18 protein-coding genes are annotated in these 19,439 nt (G+C 67.6%); 6 read left to right on the top strand and 12 right to left on the bottom strand.

Annotation, left to right across the window (positions count from 1 at the left end; genetic code table 11):
* Nucleotides 1-16: 16 nt before the first annotated feature.
* From tal to pgl, 4 genes are read left to right on the top strand one after another with little or no spacing between them, the layout of a single operon-like run.
* Nucleotides 17-1,132 (top strand): transaldolase, encoded by a 1,116-nt coding sequence (tal, locus tag A7U43_RS17555; protein WP_067997848.1) that lies wholly within the window; start codon nt 17-19, stop codon nt 1,130-1,132.
* Entirely contained in the window at nt 1,129-2,667 is a 1,539-nt protein-coding gene (zwf, locus tag A7U43_RS17560; protein WP_067997851.1) for a glucose-6-phosphate dehydrogenase, read from the top strand. Before tal ends, zwf begins: the two co-directional genes overlap by 4 nt.
* Nucleotides 2,664-3,575, top strand: a complete 912-nt coding sequence (gene opcA / locus A7U43_RS17565) for a glucose-6-phosphate dehydrogenase assembly protein OpcA (protein WP_068003011.1) — start codon at nt 2,664-2,666, stop codon at nt 3,573-3,575. The genes zwf and opcA overlap by 4 nt, the downstream gene beginning before the upstream one ends.
* Nucleotides 3,568-4,287 (top strand): 6-phosphogluconolactonase, encoded by a 720-nt coding sequence (pgl, locus tag A7U43_RS17570; RefSeq protein ID WP_067997856.1) that lies wholly within the window; start codon nt 3,568-3,570, stop codon nt 4,285-4,287. Before opcA ends, pgl begins: the two co-directional genes overlap by 8 nt.
* Nucleotides 4,288-4,291: 4 nt before the next feature.
* Here pgl and A7U43_RS30555 read toward each other — a convergent pair whose 3' ends face one another.
* Nucleotides 4,292-4,423, bottom strand: coding sequence for a hypothetical protein (locus A7U43_RS30555; protein ID WP_257747505.1), 132 nt, complete (start codon nt 4,421-4,423; stop codon nt 4,292-4,294).
* A 57-nt stretch (nt 4,424-4,480) separates the two neighbouring features.
* On the opposite strand from A7U43_RS30555, the gene A7U43_RS17575 reads away from it, so the two are divergent.
* Entirely contained in the window at nt 4,481-4,852 is a 372-nt protein-coding gene (locus A7U43_RS17575) for an ATPase (protein WP_067997859.1), read from the top strand.
* Between the two features lie 56 nt (nt 4,853-4,908).
* Here A7U43_RS17575 and A7U43_RS17580 read toward each other — a convergent pair whose 3' ends face one another.
* Nucleotides 4,909-6,216, bottom strand: coding sequence for an HNH endonuclease signature motif containing protein (locus A7U43_RS17580; RefSeq protein ID WP_067997862.1), 1,308 nt, complete (start codon nt 6,214-6,216; stop codon nt 4,909-4,911).
* 319 nt (nt 6,217-6,535) lie between these two features.
* Between A7U43_RS17580 and A7U43_RS17585 the strand changes: the two genes are divergently transcribed.
* Complete coding sequence (locus A7U43_RS17585; protein ID WP_197499869.1) at nt 6,536-7,759, top strand: ISL3 family transposase; 1,224 nt, start codon at nt 6,536-6,538, stop codon at nt 7,757-7,759.
* A 55-nt stretch (nt 7,760-7,814) separates the two neighbouring features.
* On the opposite strand, the gene ppc is transcribed toward A7U43_RS17585, so the two are convergent.
* The 10 genes from ppc to uvrC form a co-directional block, all read right to left on the bottom strand.
* A complete protein-coding gene (gene ppc, locus A7U43_RS17590; RefSeq protein WP_067997867.1) occupies nt 7,815-10,610 on the bottom strand; it encodes a phosphoenolpyruvate carboxylase in 2,796 nt (931 codons plus the stop codon).
* 47 nt (nt 10,611-10,657) lie between these two features.
* Nucleotides 10,658-11,071 (bottom strand): hypothetical protein, encoded by a 414-nt coding sequence (locus A7U43_RS17595; RefSeq protein ID WP_156525950.1) that lies wholly within the window; start codon nt 11,069-11,071, stop codon nt 10,658-10,660.
* Entirely contained in the window at nt 11,068-11,304 is a 237-nt protein-coding gene (gene secG / locus A7U43_RS17600; RefSeq protein WP_057165086.1) for a preprotein translocase subunit SecG, read from the bottom strand. Before secG ends, A7U43_RS17595 begins: the two co-directional genes overlap by 4 nt.
* A gap of 30 nt (nt 11,305-11,334) precedes the next feature.
* Nucleotides 11,335-12,120, bottom strand: a complete 786-nt coding sequence (gene tpiA / locus A7U43_RS30345) for a triose-phosphate isomerase (protein ID WP_067997869.1) — start codon at nt 12,118-12,120, stop codon at nt 11,335-11,337.
* A 3-nt stretch (nt 12,121-12,123) separates the two neighbouring features.
* The gene (locus tag A7U43_RS30350; protein WP_067997872.1) at nt 12,124-13,350 is read right to left on the bottom strand and encodes a phosphoglycerate kinase; all 1,227 of its coding nucleotides are present in this window, start codon (nt 13,348-13,350) and stop codon (nt 12,124-12,126) included.
* A 9-nt stretch (nt 13,351-13,359) separates the two neighbouring features.
* The gene (gene gap / locus A7U43_RS17615; protein WP_067997875.1) at nt 13,360-14,382 is read right to left on the bottom strand and encodes a type I glyceraldehyde-3-phosphate dehydrogenase; all 1,023 of its coding nucleotides are present in this window, start codon (nt 14,380-14,382) and stop codon (nt 13,360-13,362) included.
* Between the two features lie 84 nt (nt 14,383-14,466).
* Nucleotides 14,467-15,444: a DNA-binding protein WhiA gene (gene whiA, locus A7U43_RS17620; RefSeq protein WP_082902436.1), complete on the bottom strand. Its 978-nt coding sequence runs from the start codon at nt 15,442-15,444 to the stop codon at nt 14,467-14,469.
* The gene (yvcK, locus tag A7U43_RS17625; protein ID WP_067997880.1) at nt 15,441-16,472 is read right to left on the bottom strand and encodes a uridine diphosphate-N-acetylglucosamine-binding protein YvcK; all 1,032 of its coding nucleotides are present in this window, start codon (nt 16,470-16,472) and stop codon (nt 15,441-15,443) included. The genes whiA and yvcK overlap by 4 nt, the downstream gene beginning before the upstream one ends.
* On the bottom strand, nt 16,469-17,344 hold the full coding sequence (rapZ, locus tag A7U43_RS17630) for an RNase adapter RapZ (protein ID WP_067997883.1): 876 nt from the start codon (nt 17,342-17,344) through the stop codon (nt 16,469-16,471). The genes yvcK and rapZ overlap by 4 nt, the downstream gene beginning before the upstream one ends.
* On the bottom strand, nt 17,341-19,434 hold the full coding sequence (gene uvrC, locus A7U43_RS17635) for an excinuclease ABC subunit UvrC (protein WP_082902188.1): 2,094 nt from the start codon (nt 19,432-19,434) through the stop codon (nt 17,341-17,343). The genes rapZ and uvrC overlap by 4 nt, the downstream gene beginning before the upstream one ends.
* Nucleotides 19,435-19,439: the final 5 nt, after the last annotated feature.

The following is a 19,439-nucleotide window of genomic DNA, read 5'->3' on the forward strand; positions in this document are numbered from 1 at the left end:
GGTAAGGCGAATAACCATGTCTCAGAACGAAAACCTGGCCGCACTGTCGGCCGCCGGCGTATCCGTGTGGCTCGACGACCTGTCCCGCGACCGCCTGCAGACCGGCAACCTGGCCGACCTGATCGCCACCAAGAGCGTGGTGGGCGTCACCACCAACCCGTCGATCTTTCAGGCCGCGCTGTCGGCGGGCAACGCCTACGACGACCAGGTCAACGAGCTTGCCGCCCAGGGTGCCGACGTGGATGCCACCATCCGCACCGTCACCACCGACGATGTCCGCAACGCCTGCGACCTGCTGGCCAAGACCTACGAGGTGTCCGACGGTGTCGACGGCCGGGTGTCCATCGAGGTCGACCCGCGGCTGGCGCACGACACCGACAAGACCATCCTGCAGGCCATCGAGTTGTGGAAGATCGTCGATCGCCCCAACCTGCTGATCAAGATCCCCGCGACGATGGCCGGCCTGCCCGCCATCACCGCGGTGATCGCCGAGGGCATCTCGGTCAACGTGACGCTGATCTTCTCGGTGGAGCGCCACCGCCTGGTGATCGACGCCTACCTTGCCGGGCTGGAGAAGGCCAAGGAGGCCGGCCACGACCTGTCCAAGATCCATTCCGTCGCGTCGTTCTTCGTGTCCCGGGTGGACACCGAGATCGACGCCCGGCTGGAGAAGCTCGGCTCGCAGGAGGCCCTGGATCTGCGGGGACAGGCGGGTGTCGCCAATGCCCGCCTGGCCTACGCCGCCTATGAGGAGATGTTCGGCTCGTCGCGTTTCGCCGCGCTCAAGGAGGCCGGCGCCCGGGTGCAGCGCCCGCTGTGGGCGTCCACCGGGGTGAAGAACCCCGATTATTCGGACACCCTCTATGTGACCGAACTGGTGGCGCCCAACACGGTGAACACCATGCCGGAGAAGACGCTGGACGCCGTCGCCGACCACGGCGTGGTCACCGGCGACACCGTCAGCGGTACCGCGGCCGCCGCCCAGGGCGTGTTCGACGCGCTGTCCGAGGTGGGCATCGATCTCGACGACGTGTTCAGGGTCCTCGAAGCCGAAGGCGTCGAGAAGTTCGAGAAGTCCTGGGCCGAGCTGCTCGAGGCCACCCAGGGACAGCTGGACGCCGCGAACAAATGACGGACACCGCCGCCGCATGGCACAACCCGCTGCGAGACAAACGCGATAAGCGCATGCCCCGCATCGCGGGGCCGTGCGCGGTGGTGATCTTCGGGGTCACCGGTGATCTGGCCCGCAAGAAGCTGATGCCGGCGATCTACGACCTCGCCAATCGCGGGCTGCTGCCGCCCAGCTTTGCGCTCGTCGGGTTCGCCCGGCGCGACTGGGCGGACGAGGACTTCTCCAAGGTCGTCTACGACGCGGTCAAGCAGCACGCCCGGACCCCGTTCCGGCAGGAGGTCTGGGACCGCCTTGCGGAGGGATTCCGGTTCGTCCAGGGTGCCTTCGACGACGACGAGGCCTTCGCACGGCTCACCGAGACACTGCACGCGTTGGACACCGAGCGCGGCACCGGCGGCAATCACGCGTTCTACCTGTCGATCCCGCCGAAGGCGTTCCCACAGGTGCTCGAACAGCTGTCCCGGTCGGGGCTGGCCGAGAAGCCCGGTGACACCTGGAGCCGGGTCGTCATCGAGAAACCGTTCGGGCATGACCTGTCCAGCGCCGAGGAGCTCAACGCCCTGGTCAACAGTGTCTTTCCGGAGTCCTCGGTGTTCCGCATCGACCACTATCTCGGCAAGGAGACGGTGCAGAACATCCTGGCGCTGCGTTTCGCCAACGAGATGTTCGAACCGATCTGGAATGCCCACTACGTCGACCACGTCCAGATCACCATGGCCGAGGACATCGGCCTCGGCGGCCGCGGCGGCTATTACGACGGTGTCGGTGCCGCACGAGATGTCATCCAGAACCACTTGATCCAGCTGCTCGCGCTGACCGCGATGGAGGAGCCGGTCAACTTCTCCCCCGCCGAGCTGCAGGCCGAGAAGATCAAGGTGCTCGGCGCCAGCCGGCTCGCCGAACCCCTGGACGAGACGACCTCGCGCGGGCAGTACGCCGCGGGCTGGCAGGGTGGGGAGAAGGTGGTGGGACTGCTCGATGAGGAGGGCTTTTCGAAGACCTCCATCACCGAGACGTTCGCGGCCATCACCGTCGACGTGGACACCCGGCGGTGGGCGGGCGTGCCGTTCTACCTGCGCACCGGAAAGCGATTGGGCCGCAGGGTGACCGAGATCGCGTTGGTGTTCAAGCGGGCGCCGCATCTGCCGTTCGACGCCACCATGACCGAGGAGCTGGGCAAGAACGCCCTGGTGATCCGCGTGCAGCCCGATGAGGGCATCACGCTGCGGTTCGGCTCGAAGGTGCCCGGCAACGCCATGGAGGTGCGCGATGTCAGCATGGACTTCTCCTATGGCTCGGCGTTCGCCGAGGAGTCGCCCGAGGCCTACGAACGGCTGATCCTCGACGTGCTGCTGGGCGAGCCGTCACTCTTCCCGGTCAACGCCGAAGTCGAATTGTCCTGGAAGATCCTGGATCCCGCGCTGGAGCACTGGGCATCGCACGGCAAGCCGGATACCTATGAGTCGGGCACCTGGGGTCCGGAGTCGGCGTTCGAGATGCTGCACCGGACCGGACGCGAATGGAGGCGCCCGTGATCATCGACCTGCCCGACACCAACACCGGTGCCATCAACAAGAAGATCGTCGCCCTGCGCGAGGAGGGCGGCGCGATCACGCTCGGTCGGGTACTGACGCTCGTGATCGCACCGGATACCGAAGCGGTGCTGGAGGATTCGATCGAGGCCGCGAATGCTGCCAGCCGTGAGCACCCCTGCCGGGTGATCGTGGTGATCCCCGGGGACCGATTGAGCCTCGACGCCCGCCTCGACGCCCAGCTGCGGGTGGGCAGCGACGCGGGCGCCAACGAGGTGGTGGTGCTGCGGTTGTCCGGCCCACTGGCCAACCACGCCAGCAGCGTGGTCACCCCCTTCCTGTTGCCCGACACCCCGGTGGTGACCTGGTGGCCCGATCTCGCCCCCGCGATACCCGCCCAGGACCCGCTGGGCCGCTTGGCGATCCGCCGGATCACCGATGCCACCAACGGTGAGAACCCGCTGGCCTGTATCAAGAGCAGACTCGCCGGGTACAACGCCGGGGACACCGATCTGGCCTGGAGCCGCATCACCTACTGGCGTGCGCTGCTGACCGCCGCGGTGGACCAGGCACCGCACGAGCCGATCACCGCGGCCGTGGTGTCCGGGCTGAAGGACGAGCCGGCCCTCGACATCCTGGCCGGCTGGTTGGTCGGCCGGTTGAACTGCCCGGTCACCCGCGCGGTCGGCGAGCTCAAGGTGGAGCTGACCCGGCCGAGCGAGACCATCACCCTGAGCCGCCCGCAGGACGGTGTCACGGCAACACTCACCCGCACCGGCAAGCCCGATGCTCAGATCCCGTTGGCGCGCCGGGAAACCCGCGATTGCCTCGCCGAGGACATGCGGCGCCTCGATGCCGACGAGATCTATCTGGAAGCGTTGCACGGAATCGACAAGGTGACCTATGTCTGAGCAGAAGATCGAAACCTACGTCGATGCCGGCGAACTGGCCGCCGCCGCCGGTGCGCGACTGGTGGGCGCCATCACCTCGGCGATCGCCAACCGCGGTGCGGCGGCGATCGTGCTCACCGGCGGCACGGTGGGGATCGCGCTGCTGCGGCACGTCGCGGCGTACGCACAGGATGTCGACTGGTCCAAGGTGCAGCTGTTCTGGGGCGATGAACGCTTCCTGCCCGCCGAGGACGCCGACCGCAACTACCGTCAGGCGCGCGAGGCGCTCTTGGAGACCATCTCCATCCCGTCGGGGAACGTGCACGAGATGGCGTCCAGTGACGGCGAATTCGGCGACGATATCGAGCGGGCGGCCCAGGCGTACGAGAAGCTGCTCCCCGAGGAGTTCGACGTGCACCTGCTCGGGATGGGCGGCGAAGGCCACATCAACTCGCTGTTCCCCGACACCGACGCGGTGCGCGAAGAGACCCGGCTGGTCGTCGCCGTCACCGATTCACCCAAACCGCCGCCGCGGCGCATCACGCTCACACTGCCCGCCGTGCGGCGGGCCCGCGAGGTGTGGCTGGTGGTGGCCGGAGCCGAGAAGGCCGAGGCGGCCGCCGCCGCGATCGGCGGTGCCGATCCGGTCGACATCCCCGCTGCGGGTGCGCTCGGCCGGGAGGCCACCGTGTGGCTGTTGGACAAGGCCGCCGCCGCGTCACTCGCCGGTTAGACCCTTACTCGTCGGGCCGGCATTCGGGACATTGGTCGGCCAGCGCCTCCCCGTATCCGGCCAGATAGTCGGCGACCGCCCGGGCCGAACCGGCCTCGGAGCGAAGCCGCACGCTCCCGTAACAGAATTTCGCCATACATGTTCAGACGCAGCTTGGCCCGTTTCGGTTCCCGAAGCGGCCATACTGGCTGATATGGCAGACAAGGGCGACGGCCGAACCCGCCCGGCGGGGCGGCGCATCAGAACGCTCACGCAGGCGGCGCTGAACGCCGACGCCACCGTGGTCCAGGTCGAAACCCTGCTCACCGACCTCGACCGGACGGTCGTGACCCTGAACAACTCGATCGGCGACCTCGACGTCACGCTGGATCGGTTCAACAAGACCATCACCAGCATCGACGAGCTGGCCCCCCGGCTGATCGCGATGGTGGAGCGCCTGGAGCTCATCGTGGCCCGCGTGGAGGCCATCGTGGAGATCGGTGAGGCCATCGCGTCGCCGCTGGCCGCCGTCGAGGGCGCCGTGCGCGGCGCACTCTCACAGGTGCGCCGCGCCGCCCGGATCTAGCACCAGCCGCCGGGTATCTCTTCGCTGTTTAGTTTTCAAGGTGCGTGAAGACTGAGTCAGGCAGCGGTGGGCAGGTCGGTCATGGTGCGTCGGGCGTGGGAGCGCAGATGCGCCGGTTCAGGCCCGGTCGGGTCATGCGGTGGGATGAACCAGGGATGGCGGTCGGGGCCGATGTAAACCTGCCAGCCGCCGTGGTGGATGGCGGTGTGGTGCAGTCGACACAGCAGGACCCCGTTGTCGAGGCTGGTGGGGCCGCCATGCTCCCAGGGGATGATGTGGTGGGCGTCGCACCAGGAAACCGGCCGCCCGCAGCCGGGGTGTGCGCAGCCCCCGTCGCGGACGGCCAACCCTTTGCGGATCGCGGGTGTGAAGAGCCGCTCGGCGCGCCCCACATCCAGGGGTGCGCCCGAGTGGTCGACGAGCACCGAAGTCAAAGTGCTGTCACAGGCGATGAGCTCGGCCGTGGCGGTGCTGACGGGCCCACCGAAGCCGAGACTGTCCACCCCGTGTTCGGCGGGTCGGATGAGGGTGACGTGCGGGAGCACCCCACCGCTCATCGGGCGCCCGGAGCTGGAGAGGTAGGTGCGCAGTATCTGCCCGAAGGCGTCGGCGCGGCGCCGCCCGACCGGGCGGGGATCGGGTGAGCCGTCGGGCAGCGGGATGGGCCGGCACAGCGGGTCCAGGGCGGCGAGCAGTTCTTCTCCGGTGAGCACGTCGAGGTCCAGGGTGGCGCTGAGGCGCCCGTCACCGGTCGGCACCACGCTCATGTCGTTAAGGTCGGTGTTCTCCGCCACTGGCACCGCTGTGTCGTCGACCGATTGAGTTTTGACCTTCTCGATGGCGATCCCGCGGGCCTTCTTATCCACCCCCGACGGAGTGGCCTGAATCATCAGGGTGGTGACGACCTCGGCGCGCTCGTCATCGGACAACGCGACACGGGATTCGATGTGACTGACGCCCTTGCCGACGGCGTCGGCGAACTCGATCCCGACCCCACCGAGGCGCTGCTGCGCCGTCAGCGCCGGCAAGGCCTCTGCCGCCCGCCCCACCCGAGCCGCCCGATACGCCGCACCCGGAGCGACCCCGATACTGGTGAGCAGATCGGCCCCCGTGCGCAGATGCCGCCGCGCCGGGATACCGGCGCGTTCCGCGGCGGCGACTGCCTGGGCGATCACATGGTCGAACACGTTGCGCGCCGTGACAGCGGCAGCCAGTACCGCGAGCAAGGCCGGTTCATCCACGATGCGCCGAGGAGAATCCAGCAGGTGACACAGCCTCCGGTCGGCCTCGTCCTCCGGGACGGGTGCCGGGGTGAGATCGTCGATCAACGCGTCGATGAAGGTGTCGAGATGGGTGGCGTCCATAGGGATACCGGCTTCCACAGAAGGTGCGCACATCGCACGATCAGTCAATACGGTCCGACTGGCTCCCGAAGGGGCAGCCGAACCTCGCGGCGACCGAAGTCGCGGTCTGCAGCTCACCGAGTCGTAATGGGAGCCACGTCGCATTCGAACTTGTGTGGCGCTCCTAGTGTTCTAGTGGGCGCTTTTCTGCTGTTCAGGGTCGGTTCATACTGCAGCACAAGCGCTCTCGGCGTGTCAGCGTAGAGATGAAGGACGCGCACGCGGTGTGCCTCTAGGTTTCGGGGTTACCACACCAACCTCAACCAGAGGATCCATCCGCGTGCGCGTCAGTACTGCATTTAACCGTCTTCTTCAGATCCCCGGCGCATCGGTGGTCGACGTGTCGATCGGGGACCACGTTGTAGAGGTCACCGTACGGCCCAAAACGCGGCTGCTGACCTGCCCCTGCAGCAAACGCGTGAGGGCCGTCTATGACCGTCGCCGGCGGCGATGGCGCCACCTCGACCTGGGCACGAAACGACTATGGCTGATTTACCGCATCCGCCGGTTGCACTGCCCGGATTGCGGGGTCATCACCGAAGACGTGCCCTGGGCCCGACCGGGAGCCAGGTTCAGCCGAGACTTCGAAGACATGGTGTTGTGGCTTGCTCAGCGCACCGACCGCACGACGGTCTCGACCCTGATGCGGTGCAGTTGGGAATCGGTCACCTCGATCATCACCCGCGGAGTCGATGAGCTGCTTGATCAACGCCGACTCGACACCCTCTACCGCATCGGTGTCGACGAGATCTGCTACCGCCACCCGCACCACTATCTGACCATCATCGGCGATCATGACACCGGAACCGTCATCGATGTCCAGACCGGACGCAGCGAAGACTCATTCGCAGCATTCTTTGAATCCCAACCAGATTCGGCGTTGGAGACCATCGAAGCGGTCAGCATGGATGTCAGCAAGGCCTACCAAGCTGCCGCCCGAGAACACGTGCCCAAGGCGACCATCTGCTTTGACCCGTTCCACATCATGCTGTGGGTCAACCGAGCTCTGGACCGCGTCTTCGCCGACGCCGCCAGCGGCCCGAACAAAGTCGTCATGACCTCAGCACAATGGCGTCAAACCCGATGGGCCCTGCGTACCGGTGAGAACAAACTCAACGACACCAAACGGGCACTGGTCAACCAGATCGCGCGCGCCAGCCGACGCGTCGGACGAGCATGGACCCTCAAAGAACAACTACGCGACCTCTACCGACTCGATCACGAACCCGGCGCCGCTCGCGCACTCCTCAAGGCCTGGATCACTGCGGCCAAACGCAGCCGCATCCCCTCATTCGTCGAACTCGGCAAACGCCTCCAAGAACACTTCGACGCCGTCATCGCCGCCGTCGAACTCGGAATATCCAACGCCCTCATTGAGGGCATCAACGCCAAGATTCGCCTCATCAACGCCCGCGGCTACGGCCACCACTCCGCCCGAGCGCTGACCGCAATGATCTACCTCTGCCTCGGCGGATTACGCCCAAAACTACCCACGAAAACATGAGGAGTCGCACTTGTGTTCGATGCTACGCCGAATCACGTCCCCGTGCAAGGGCGAATCAGCCGGAGTTGCGCAGCGCGCTGGCCAGCCCGCTCATGGTGAGCAGGATGCCGCGCTGCACCAATTCGTCCTGCTCCCCCGACCGGAACCGGCGCAGGAGTTCGACCTGCAGGTGATTCAGCGGTTCCAGGTACGGGAACCGGTTGAACACCGAGCGGGCCAGCGCCGGGTTGTCGGCCAATAGATCGTCCTGCCCGGTGACCAGCCCGTGCATCCGCACCGTCCGCTCGTGCTCGGCGGCGATCTTGTCGAAGACCCGGGCCCGCAGGTCCTCGTCGGCCACCAGTTCGGAATACCGCGCGGCCAGACCGAGATCCGATTTCGCCAGCACCTGGGCCATGTTCGACAGCACGGTCCGGAAGAACGGCCAGCGCCGGTAAAGGTCACGCAGCACCTCGAGTTTGGCGTCGTCGCCGCCGACGTACTGCTCGAACGCGGCGCCCGTGCCGTACCACCCGGGCAGCATCACCCGCGACTGGCTCCAGGCCAGCACCCAGGGGATCGCCCGCAGATCCGAGATGGCGGTGGTCGGTTTACGCGATGTCGGACGGCTGCCGATATTGAGTGCCCCGATCTCACTCACCGGCGTCGATTCCTTGAAGTACTCCACGAAACCCGGTGTCTCGTGCACCAGTTCGGCGTAGGCCCGCTGGGCTCGGGCGGCCAGATCATCCAGTACGGCGTAGGCACTGTCCGCGAGATCCCCGAGCCCCTCGGTATCAAGCAGGGTGGATTCCAGCGTCGCCGCCAGCAGCGTCTCCAGGTTGCGGTGCGCGATCCTCGGCTCGGCATACTTGGCGGCGATCACCTCACCCTGCTCGGTGATGCGTAGCGAGCCCTTCACCGCACCGGGCGGCTGCGCGAGAATCGCGTCGTAGCTCGGGCCACCGCCGCGGCCGACCGTGCCGCCGCGACCATGGAAGAGCCGCAACCGGATTCCGGTCTTACGCGCGGACTCGACGAGTTCCAGTTCGGCCCGGTACAACGCCCAGTTCGCCGCCAGGTAACCGCCGTCCTTGTTGGAGTCCGAGTAACCCAGCATCACCTCCTGATGACCGTTACGCGCGGCGACCGCGGCCGCGTACACCGGAACATCCAGAGCCGCTTCCAGGATCGAGGAGCCGCGCTGCAGATCGTCGATGGTCTCGAACAGCGGCACGATGCCCACGGGGGCATACGGTTGCGCCCCGGAAACATCGAGCAGACCGGCCTCCTTGAGCAGCACCGCCGCCTCGAGCATGTCCGACACCGACTGGCACATCGAGATGATGTAGTTCGGCACGGCTTCCCGCCCGAACACCTGCACCGCGCGGGCCGCCGCCGCCACGATCCCGAGTTCCTTCGCGGCCAGCTCCGACAGGTCGGCGCCGGGCCCGATCAGTGGGCGCCGCGTGCCGATCTCCTTGGCCAGCAGCGTGACCCGCTCATCTTCGGGCAGCGAAGCGTAGTCGGGATGCACGCCGGCCCACGCCAGCAGCTCCGCGATGACCTGCTCGTGCACCTCGGAGTTCTGCCGCATATCGAGTCCGGAAAGGTGAAAACCGAACACCCGCACCGCTTCCCGCAGCCGGGCCAGCCGATCGTCGGCGAGCACGGCGGAACCGTTGGCACGCAATGATTCATCCACGACATCGAGATCTTCGAGCAGTTGCGCGGGCGTGTCGTAAGCGGGAAGGCCCAGATCCAGTTCATGCTCGGGCTGACGGTCCAGCACCCGTGCTGCGGTGGCGGTGAGACGGGCGTGGACGACCCGCAATGCGCGCCGGTACGGCTCGTCGCTGCGGGCGGGTTCGGCACAGGCATCCGCCAACGCCTCCAGGCCGGCGCTGACCCGCACCAGCCGCGCCGACATCGACAATTCCTCCTCCAGCGCCGTGATCTCGCCGAAGTAATGGGCGAAGGCGGTGAACGCGGCACGACCGGTCGCCAAGCGCACCACGTCGGCGGTGACGTTAGGGTTGCCGTCCCGGTCGCCGCCGATCCAGGATCCGGGCCGCAGGATCGGCTCGGCCAGCAGTGCCGTGCCCGGGAAGCGTTCCTGCAGGGCGGTGCGGACTTCGGCGTTCACCCGTGGGATGACGTCGAGGAACGCGGCCGGGTAGTACCGCAGGCCGGTCTCGATCTCATCGGAGATCTTCAGCCGCGACAGCCGCACCAGAGCGGTCTGCCACAGCGTCAGGATGTGCCTGCGCAATTCGGTCTCGATATCGCGTCCGTTGTCGGTGCGGGTCTGCCCGTGCAGCCGCAGCCGCATCAGCTCGGTGATGTGGTGCTGGGTGTCGAACACCGTGCGGCGCCGGGTCTCGGTGGGGTGCGCGGTGATCACCGGTGACACCAGGGCGCCGGTCAACGCGTCGGCGACCGCGCCGGCGTCGAGCTGCGCGTGATCGAGTTTGCGGTAGGTGGCCGCCAGGCTGCTGTCCTGCGGTGGCTCACCGGCCGCCTCGTGCACCGCCCGGCGTCGCTCCCGGTGGATGTCCTCGGCCACGTTGGCCAGCAGGGCGAAGTGGGTGAACGCCCGGATCACCGGAATCGCTTGGTGCACATCGATATCTCGGAAAAGTCCGGCCAGCTCGGCGCGGTCGATCTCCGAGCGCCGGACCCGGAAGGACTCGACCCGTGCGCGTTCCACGAGATCGAAGACGCCGTCACCGTTCTGGTCCCGGACGGTGTCACCGAGGATGGCACCGAGCAACCGGATGTCCTCGCGCATCGGTTCGGTGGCCTCGCGGCCGACCTGCGTGCGATATACCGATCCCATAGGGGCGAGCGCAGTGTCAGGACCGTCAGCCATCCCCCGATTATCGACGCCGTCGGGCCGGAGCGCAGAGCGAGGGTCGCTCAGAGCATGATCAGCAGCATCGACACACCCACGATCACGCTGGCGGCCAACAACAGCAGAATCGGGACCATCCCGTTGTAGCGCTGCGGCGGCGGGCCCAGCGAGCCCTTGCCGAGCGTCCACAGCGGCGGTTTGTATTCGACCTCGGTCCACTGACCCGCGGTGACGTCCGCGTCATAATCGGCGGGGCCCATTCTGCGGGGTGCCAGATAGCGCAGGTGCACGTGGATCCGGTAGTGGCCGGGCGGCGCGGGGACGACATTTCGACCCTTGGTCGGCGCGGGCACCGGCCAGCCGTTGATACTGATGTCGGCCGGAGCGAGCCGCGCCCAGGACACCGGCAGCGGCGGGGTCCGCAGGGTGATGATCAAGCCCTCACCCGGTGGCCGAGGATACCGCCGCGGATCGGTCAAGCGTTGTACTTGATGCGCAACGCCATGCCGACGATCGACACCAGCCAGATGCCGATGACGAACAGCGTCAGCCGGTCCAGGTTCTTCTCCACGACGGTGGAGCCGGAAAGACTGGATTGCACGCCACCGCCGAACAGTGTCGACAGACCGCCACCCTTGGCCCGGTGCAGCAGCACGAGCAGCACCACCAGAAGACTGGTGATGATCAGCACGATCTGCAGCGCGAGTTCCATGCGGGTGAGTTTACCGAACGCGGCGCGGCGTCACGGGAGTGGCCCGCCGGCGGCGATCGCCGACAGTGTGGCGAACTGCTCACCGTCCAGCGAGGCTCCGCCGACCAGTGCACCGTCCACATCGGTCTGACCGACGATCTCGCCCACGTTCTTGGCGTTGACGGATCCGCCGTAGAGCACCCGCACGCCGGCGGCGATCTCCTTGGATGCCAGCTCGGCCAGTTCGGCCCGGATGGCCGCACACACCTCCTGGGCGTCCGCCGCGCTGGCGACCCGCCCGGTGCCGATCGCCCACACCGGTTCGTAGGCGATGACCACCTGGCTGATCTGCTCGGCCGACAGCCCGGCCAGCGAGCCGCGCAGCGAGTTCACGTTGAACTCGACGTGGTTGCCCGCCTCACGCACCTCGAGTTGCTCACCGATACACACGATCGGGGTGAGCCCGTGCTTGAGCGCGGCGGCCGCCTTGGCGGCCACCAGCGCATCGTCCTCGTGGTGGTAGGTGCGGCGCTCGGAGTGCCCGACGACGGCGAACGTGACGCCCAGCTTGGCCAGGAAGGCCCCGCTGATCTCGCCGGTGTAGGCACCCGAATCGTGCTGGGACACGTCCTGGGCCCCGTAGGTCAGGCGCAGCTTGTCCCCGTCGACCAGGGTCTGCACGCTGCGCAGATCGGTGAACGGCGGGATGACGGTGACATCGACCTTGTCGAAGTACTTGTCCGGCAACGCGAATGCGATCTTCTGCACCAGCGCGATGGCCTCGAAGTGATTGAGGTTCATCTTCCAGTTGCCGGCGATCAGCGGCTTACGGGCCATGTCTCACGCCTCCAGAACGTCTATACCGGGAAGGGTCTTGCCCTCCAGATACTCCAGCGACGCCCCGCCGCCGGTCGAAATGTGCGAGAAGCCGTCCTCGGGAAGGCCCAGCAGACGGACCGCGGCCGCGGAGTCACCGCCGCCGACCACGCTGAATGCGCCCTTGCCGGTGGCCCCGATGATCGCCTCGGCGACGCCCTTGGTGCCCGCGCTGAACGCCTCGAACTCGAACACACCCATCGGCCCGTTCCAGAACACCGTCTTGGCGTTGGACAGCAGTGCGGTGAACCGCTTCACCGACTCCGGACCGATGTCCAGGCCCATCTTCCCGTCGGGGATCTGATCGGCCGGCACCGTCTCGTGTGGCGAATCCGCGGCGAAACCGTCGGCCACCTCGATGTCCACCGGCAGGTGGATCACGTCACCGTAGGTCTCCAGCAGCTTCTTGCACGTGTCGATCATCTCCTCCTGCAACAGCGAGGAACCGACCGAAAGACCCTGTGCGGCAAGGAAGGTGAAGCACATGCCACCACCGATGACAATGCTGTCGGCCTTGGTGGCCAGGTTCTCGATCACCGCGAGCTTGTCGGAGACCTTGGATCCGCCCAGCACGACCGCGTACGGCCGCTCGGTCGAGCTCGTCAGTTGCTCGAGCACCTTGACCTCGGTGTCGACCAGCGTGCCCGCGTAGTGCGGCAGCAGGGTGGCGACGTCGTACACCGAGGCCTGCTTGCGGTGCACCACACCGAAACCGTCGGAGACGAAGGCCCCCGGCGAGCCGTCGGCACCCTCGACCAGGCCGGCCAGCGCCTTCCCCAGCGCCAAGCGCTCGGCGTCGTCCTTGCTGGTCTCGCGCGCGTCGAAGCGGATGTTCTCCAGCAGCAGCACATCACCGTCGGTGAGGCCCTCGGCGCGGGCCAGCGCGTCGGTGCCGACGACATCGCCGGCCAGCTGCACGTGGCGGCCCAGCCGCTCCCCCAGCGCCGCCGCGACGGGTGCGAGGGAGAACTTCGGATCGGGCTCGCCCTTCGGCCGGCCCAGGTGCGCCGTCACGACGACCTTGGCGCCGGCCTCGGCGAGTGCCGCCAATGTCGGGACCGAGGCGATGATGCGCCCCGGATCGGTGATGTTCCCGCTGTCGTCGAGGGGGACGTTGAGGTCGGAGCGCACCAGCACGCCCCGACCTTCAACTCCTTCGGCGAGCAGGTCAGACAGTGATTTGATCGCCATGATCGCGAACTACAGCGACTTACCGACCAGGGCAACCAGATCCACGAGGCGGTTGGAGTAGCCCCACTCGTTGTCGTACCAGGAGACGACCTTGGCCTGGTTGTCGATGACCTTGGTCAGGCCCGAGTCGAACAGCGAGCTGTGCGGGTCGGTGACGATATCGCTGGAGACGATGGGAGCGTCGTAGTACTTCAGGATGCCCTTGAGCTTGCCTTCGGCTGCGGCCTTCATCGCGGCGTTGATCTCGTCGGCGGTGGCCGACTTCTTCAACTCGGCGGTCAGATCGGTCACCGAGCCCGTGGGGATCGGCACCCGCAGCGCGTAACCGTCCAGCTTGCCCTTCAGTTCCGGGAGCACCAGGCCGATGGCCTTGGCCGCACCGGTGGAGGTCGGGACGATGTTGATGGCGGCGGCGCGGGCGCGACGCAGGTCGCTGTGCGGGCCGTCCTGCAGGTTCTGGTCCTGGGTGTAGGCGTGGATGGTGGTCATCAGGCCCTTGACGATGCCGAACTCGTCGTTGAGCACCTTGGCCAGCGGGCCGAGGCAGTTCGTGGTGCACGAGGCGTTGGAGATGATGTTCTGGCTGCCGTCGTACTTGTCCTCGTTCACGCCGAGCACGATGGTGATGTCCTCGTCGCTGGCGGGCGCGGAGATGATGACCTTCTTGGCGCCGGCATCCAGGTGGCCCTGGGCCTTGTCGCGCTTGGTGAAGATGCCGGTCGATTCGACCACCACGTCGACACCCAAGTCGCCCCACGGAAGAGCCGCCGGGCCTTCCTTGACCTCGAGGGCCTTGATCTTGGTGTCGCCGACGACGATGGTGTCTTCACCCTCCAGGGTGACGTCGTAGGGCAGCCGACCCAGGATCGAGTCGAACTTCAGCAGGTGCGCCAGGCTCGCGTTGGAGGTCAGGTCGTTGACCGCGATGATCTCGATGTCGGTGTTCTTGCCTGCCGACTTCTGCGCATCGAGGGCGCGGAAGAAGTTACGGCCGATACGACCGAAGCCGTTGACGCCTACCCGAATGGTCACGTGTCTCTCCTAGATCGTCGAGGGAAATCGCGGAACTGCTCGCAGGCCAGCCTAGTGGTGCCGGTTTCCCGGCGTGCACGCTGGTCAGGCGTCCTCGAGCAGATCCGGGGTGACCGCGGATTCGGTGTCGGGGATGCCGTCCTGCTTGGCCTTGCGGTCGGCCATCGACAGCAGCCGCCGAATCCGGCCTGCCACCGCATCTTTTGTCATCGGCGGATCGGCCAGTCGGCCCAGCTCTTCCAGCGAGGCCTGCCGGTGCTCGACCCGCAACCGCCCGGCCTGCGCCAGGTGGTCCGGGACGGTGTCGCCGAGAATGTTCAGCGCACGCTCCACCCGGGCCGCCGCGGCCACCGCCGCGCGCGCCGAGCGCCGCAGGTTGGCGTCGTCGAAATTGGCCAGCCGGTTGGCGGTCGCACGCACCTCGCGGCGCATCCGGCGTTCCTCCCAGGTGAGCCGGGTGTCCTGAGCGCCCATCCGGGTCAGCAGTGCCCCGATCGCCTCACCGTCGCGCACCACCACCCGGTCGCTGCCGCGCACCTCGCGCGCCTTGGCGCTGATACCGAGTCGTCGTGCCGCACCGACCAGCGCCAGCGCCGCCTCCGGCCCCGGGCAGCTGACCTCCAGCGCCGAGGAACGGCCCGGTTCGGTGAGCGAACCGTGCGCCAAAAACGCACCCCGCCAAGCGGCTTCGGCATCGTTGACGCTGCCGCCGACCACTTGGGCGGGCAGGCCGCGCACCGGCCGGCCACGCAGGTCGAGCAGCCCGGTCTGCCGTGCCAGCGCTTCGCCGTCCTTGGCCACCCGCACCACGTACCGGGTGCTCTTACGGATGCCGCTGGCCGACAGCACGTGCACCACGGCGTTGTAGCCGTAGAGGTCGTGGATGTCCTTGCGCAGCCGGCGCGCGATGATGCCGAGGTCGACCTCGGCCTCGACCACCACCCGGCCGGCGACGATGTGCAGACCGCCGGCGAACCGCAGCAAAGCGGACACCTCGGCACGCCGCGCACTCACCGAGTTCACGACCAGGCGACTCAGCTCGTCCTTGACCTCGGCCGTCATCGCCACGACTCGTCCCCCCTTGGTCCATTGGTTGATCCCTGCACATGTTCTGCCGCAGCCCCGGGCGGCCCGGGCTCGCGGCCCCGCAGGCGCACCCCTTCCAGCGCTGCTGCCAGCATCGACGGGTCATGTAACTGTGTACCAGGTCGGGATACCGCGGCAAACTCGACATTCGCGCCCAGCAGAGTGGCCGTCCGTGCCAGTTGTTCGCGCTCCCGATCACTGGGAACCCGCGATGCGTCGATGATGATGTCGTCCACCTGAAATCCGGGAGCGTGTTGGGCCAGGACGTGGATGTGGCGCTCGGCCGAGAACCCGGCGGTCTCGCCCGGCTCGGCCGCCAGGTTGAGCACCAGCGCCCGGCGGGCGGAGGTCGCGTTGAGCGCCGACGCCAACCCGGGCACCAGCACGTGCGGGATCACGCTGGTGAACCACGACCCGGGCCCGAGCACCACCAGATCGGCGGCCATGATCGCGTCGACCGCCTGCCGGGTCGCGGGCGGATCACCGGGCAACAGCCGGACCCGGCGCACCTGACCAACCGTGGTGGCCACCGCGACCTGGCCCCGGATCACCCGGAACATCCGCGGATCGGATTCCAGACCGGCCACGTCGGCTTCGATCTGCAGGGCCAGCGGGCACATCGGCAGCACCCGACCCTTGAGGTCGAGGATGCGGCCCAGTTCGTCGAGCGCGGCCACCGGATCGGCGAGCACCTCGCTGATGCCTGCCAGCAGCAGGTTGCCGATCGGGTGCCCCGCCAGCGCGCCGCTCCCGCCGAAGCGGTGCTGGATGATGGTGGCCCACAGTCGCCCGTGCGGAGAATCAGAGGCCAATGCGGCCAAGGCCATCCGCAGATCGCCGGGCGGGACGACATCGAGTTCGCTGCGCAGCCGCCCCGAGGAGCCGCCGTCGTCGGCGACGGTCACCACGGCGGTGACGTGCGGGGTGAGTCGGCGGGCCGCCGACAGCGTCGCGTACAGCCCGTGGCCGCCGCCGAGCGCGACGACGCGTGGTGGTGCCGTCATTCGCGACCCAGGTCCCGGTGCAGCGCCCGCACCGTCAGATGATCGTCGGACCGTAACCGGCCGGCCAGCGCCTCGGCGATGGCGACACTACGGTGCTTTCCGCCGGTGCAGCCGATGGCGACCGTCATGTACCGCTTGCCTTCCCGGCGGTATCCCTCGATCACCACCCCCAGCAGCCGATGATAGGTGTCCAGGAACTCCGCAGCGCCTTCCTGACCCAGCACGAAATCGCGCACCGCCGGGTGCTGCCCGGTGTGCGGGCGCAGCTCGTCGACCCAGTGCGGGTTGGGCAGGAACCGGACATCCATGACGGTGTCGGCGTCCATCGGCAACCCGTACTTGTAGCCGAAGGACTCGACCGTCACGTTGGTGTGCGCGACCGCCTCACTGCCGAAGGCCCGTTCGATGCTCTCCCGCAACGCGGGCACCGCGAGCGTGGTGGTGTCGATGACCAGGTCCGCCACGGCGCGCACCGGGGCGAGCATGGCCCGTTCGGCGGTAATGCCCTCGGCCAGAGTCTGATTGCCCTGCAATGGGTGGCTGCGGCGGTTCTGCTCGTAGCGGCGCACCAGGATCTCGTCGGCCGCCTCCATGAACAGCACCCGGGGCCTGATACCGCGGGTCGCCAGCTCGTTGCGCACGGAGTCCAGATCGCCGGTGAAGCCGCGGGACCGGACGTCCATCACCAACGCCAACTGGGTGATCCGCGAGCCCGCGTCCAGACCCAGGTCGACCATCCGCGCGATCAGTTCGGGCGGCAGGTTGTCGGCGACGTACCAGCCGAGGTCTTCGAGCACTTTGGCGGCGGTGCCGCGGCCCGCGCCCGACAATCCGGTGACCAGGACGACTTCGATGCCTGATTCCTCGCTCATTCGCTGGTCTGCCACTCCGATATCTGTTCTGGGGTGTTCTCGGCTGGTCGGTCGGTCTCGTCGTCTTCGGTCCGATCATCGTGCAAAATCGGCTCCGGCGTGTCGGAATCGGTCGGCGTGTCCATCTCAGCGCCCGGGGGCTCAGGGAGCGACACCCCCAACGCTTCCAGCACCGCCTTCGCCGTCGCCACGCCGATCCCCGGAACCGCGGTGATCTCCTCCACGCTGGCGGCGCTCAGCCGCGACACCGATCCGAAGTGCGTCACCAACGCCTTGCGCCGGTGCTCCCCCAATCCTCGCACCGAATCCAGCGCCGAGGCGGTCATCCGTTTGGACCGCTTGCTGCGGTGGAACGTGATCGCGAAGCGGTGGGCCTCGTCACGGATGCGCTGCAACAGGTACAGCCCCTCGCTGGTGCGCGGGAAGATCACCGGGTCCACCGGCCCGGGCACCCAGACTTCCTCGAGGCGCTTGGCCAACCCGACGACCGCGACATCGGTCACCCCGAGATCCCGCAGTACCGCGGCCGCGGCGTTCACCTGCGGGGCGCCGCCGTCGACGACGTAGAGGTTGGGGGGATAGGCGAATCTGCGTGACTTGCCTTCGGCCACCATCGGCTGCTCGGCATCGGCGACGTGCCGGGCGAACCGGCGCCGGGTGACCTCGGCGATGGACGCGACATCATCGGAGCGGCCCCCACCCGCGGCCTCCCGGATGGCGTAATGGCGGTAGTCCGACTTGCGCGGCAACCCGTCCTCGAAGACCACCAGCGATGCCACCACATCGGTGCCCTGCACGTGGCTGATGTCGACGCACTCGATGCGCAGCGGCGCCTCGGCGAGATCCAATGTCTCCTGGATGTTCTGCAGCGCTTCCGATCTGGCGTTGAAGTCACCGGCACGCTTGAGCTTGTGCTGGGCCAGCGATTCCTTGGCGTTGCGCTGAACCGTCTCGGCGAGCGCCTTCTTGTCCCCGCGCACCGGCACCCTAAGCGAGACCCGCGAACCCCGCAGCCCGGACAGCCAGTCGGCCAGCTCCTCGGCATTGCCCGGAAGTACCGGCACCAGAACCTCTTTGGGGACGGGGTTGGTGGCCTCGTCCGCGCTGCCGCCGAGTTCGGCCTGGTCACCGTAGAACTGGGTGAGGAACTGCTCGACCAGACGCTCCTGGTCCGACGCCCCAGGTGCCGGGACATCGGTCGCCTCCGGCTCCGTCGCCTTCTCGACCACCCAGCCACGCTGCCCGCGCACCCGCCCGCCGCGCACGTGGAACACCTGGACCGCCGCCTCCAGGTCGTCATCGGCGAAGGCCACCACATCGGCGTCGGTGCCGTCGCCGAACACCACGGTCTGCTTCTCCAGCGCGCGCTTGAGCGCGCCGATATCGTCGCGCAGCCGGGCCGCCCGCTCGAAGTCGAGTTCGGCGGCCGCCGCGTTCATCTGCCGCTCCATATCGCGGACCAGCCGGTCGGTCTTACCGGCCAGGAAGTCGCAGAAGTCCAGCACGATCTGGCGGTGCTGTTCGGCGCTCACCCGACCGATGCACGGCGCCGAGCACTTGTCGATGTAGCCGAGCAGGCAGGGCCGGTCGATCTGCTTGTGCCGCTTGAACACTCCGGCCGAACAGGTGCGCGCCGGGAAGACCCGGGTCAGCAGATCCAGCGTCTCGCGGATGGCCCACGCATGGGAGTACGGCCCGAAGTAGCGCACCCCTTTGCGCCGTGGCCCGCGATAGACGAACAGCCGCGGATACTCCTCGTTCAGCGTCACCGCCAGCACCGGATAGGACTTGTCATCGCGGTAGCGGATGTTGAACCGCGGGTCGAACTCCTTGATCCAGTTGTATTCCAGCTGCAACGCCTCGACCTCGGTGGACACCACGGTCCACTCGACACTGCCGGCCGTCATGACCATCTGTCGGGTGCGCGGGGCCAGCCCGGAGATATCGGCGAAATAGGAGTTCAGCCGGCTGCGCAGGCTCTTGGCCTTGCCGACGTAGATCACCCGGCCGTGCGGATCGCGGAACCGATAGACGCCGGGTTCGACAGGAATCGAACCCGGCACGGGCCGGTAGGTCGCTGGATCGGGCACGGGTC

Source organism: Mycobacterium adipatum (assembly GCF_001644575.1).
In the GTDB taxonomy this organism is placed as follows: Bacteria; Actinomycetota; Actinomycetes; order Mycobacteriales; family Mycobacteriaceae; genus Mycobacterium; species Mycobacterium adipatum.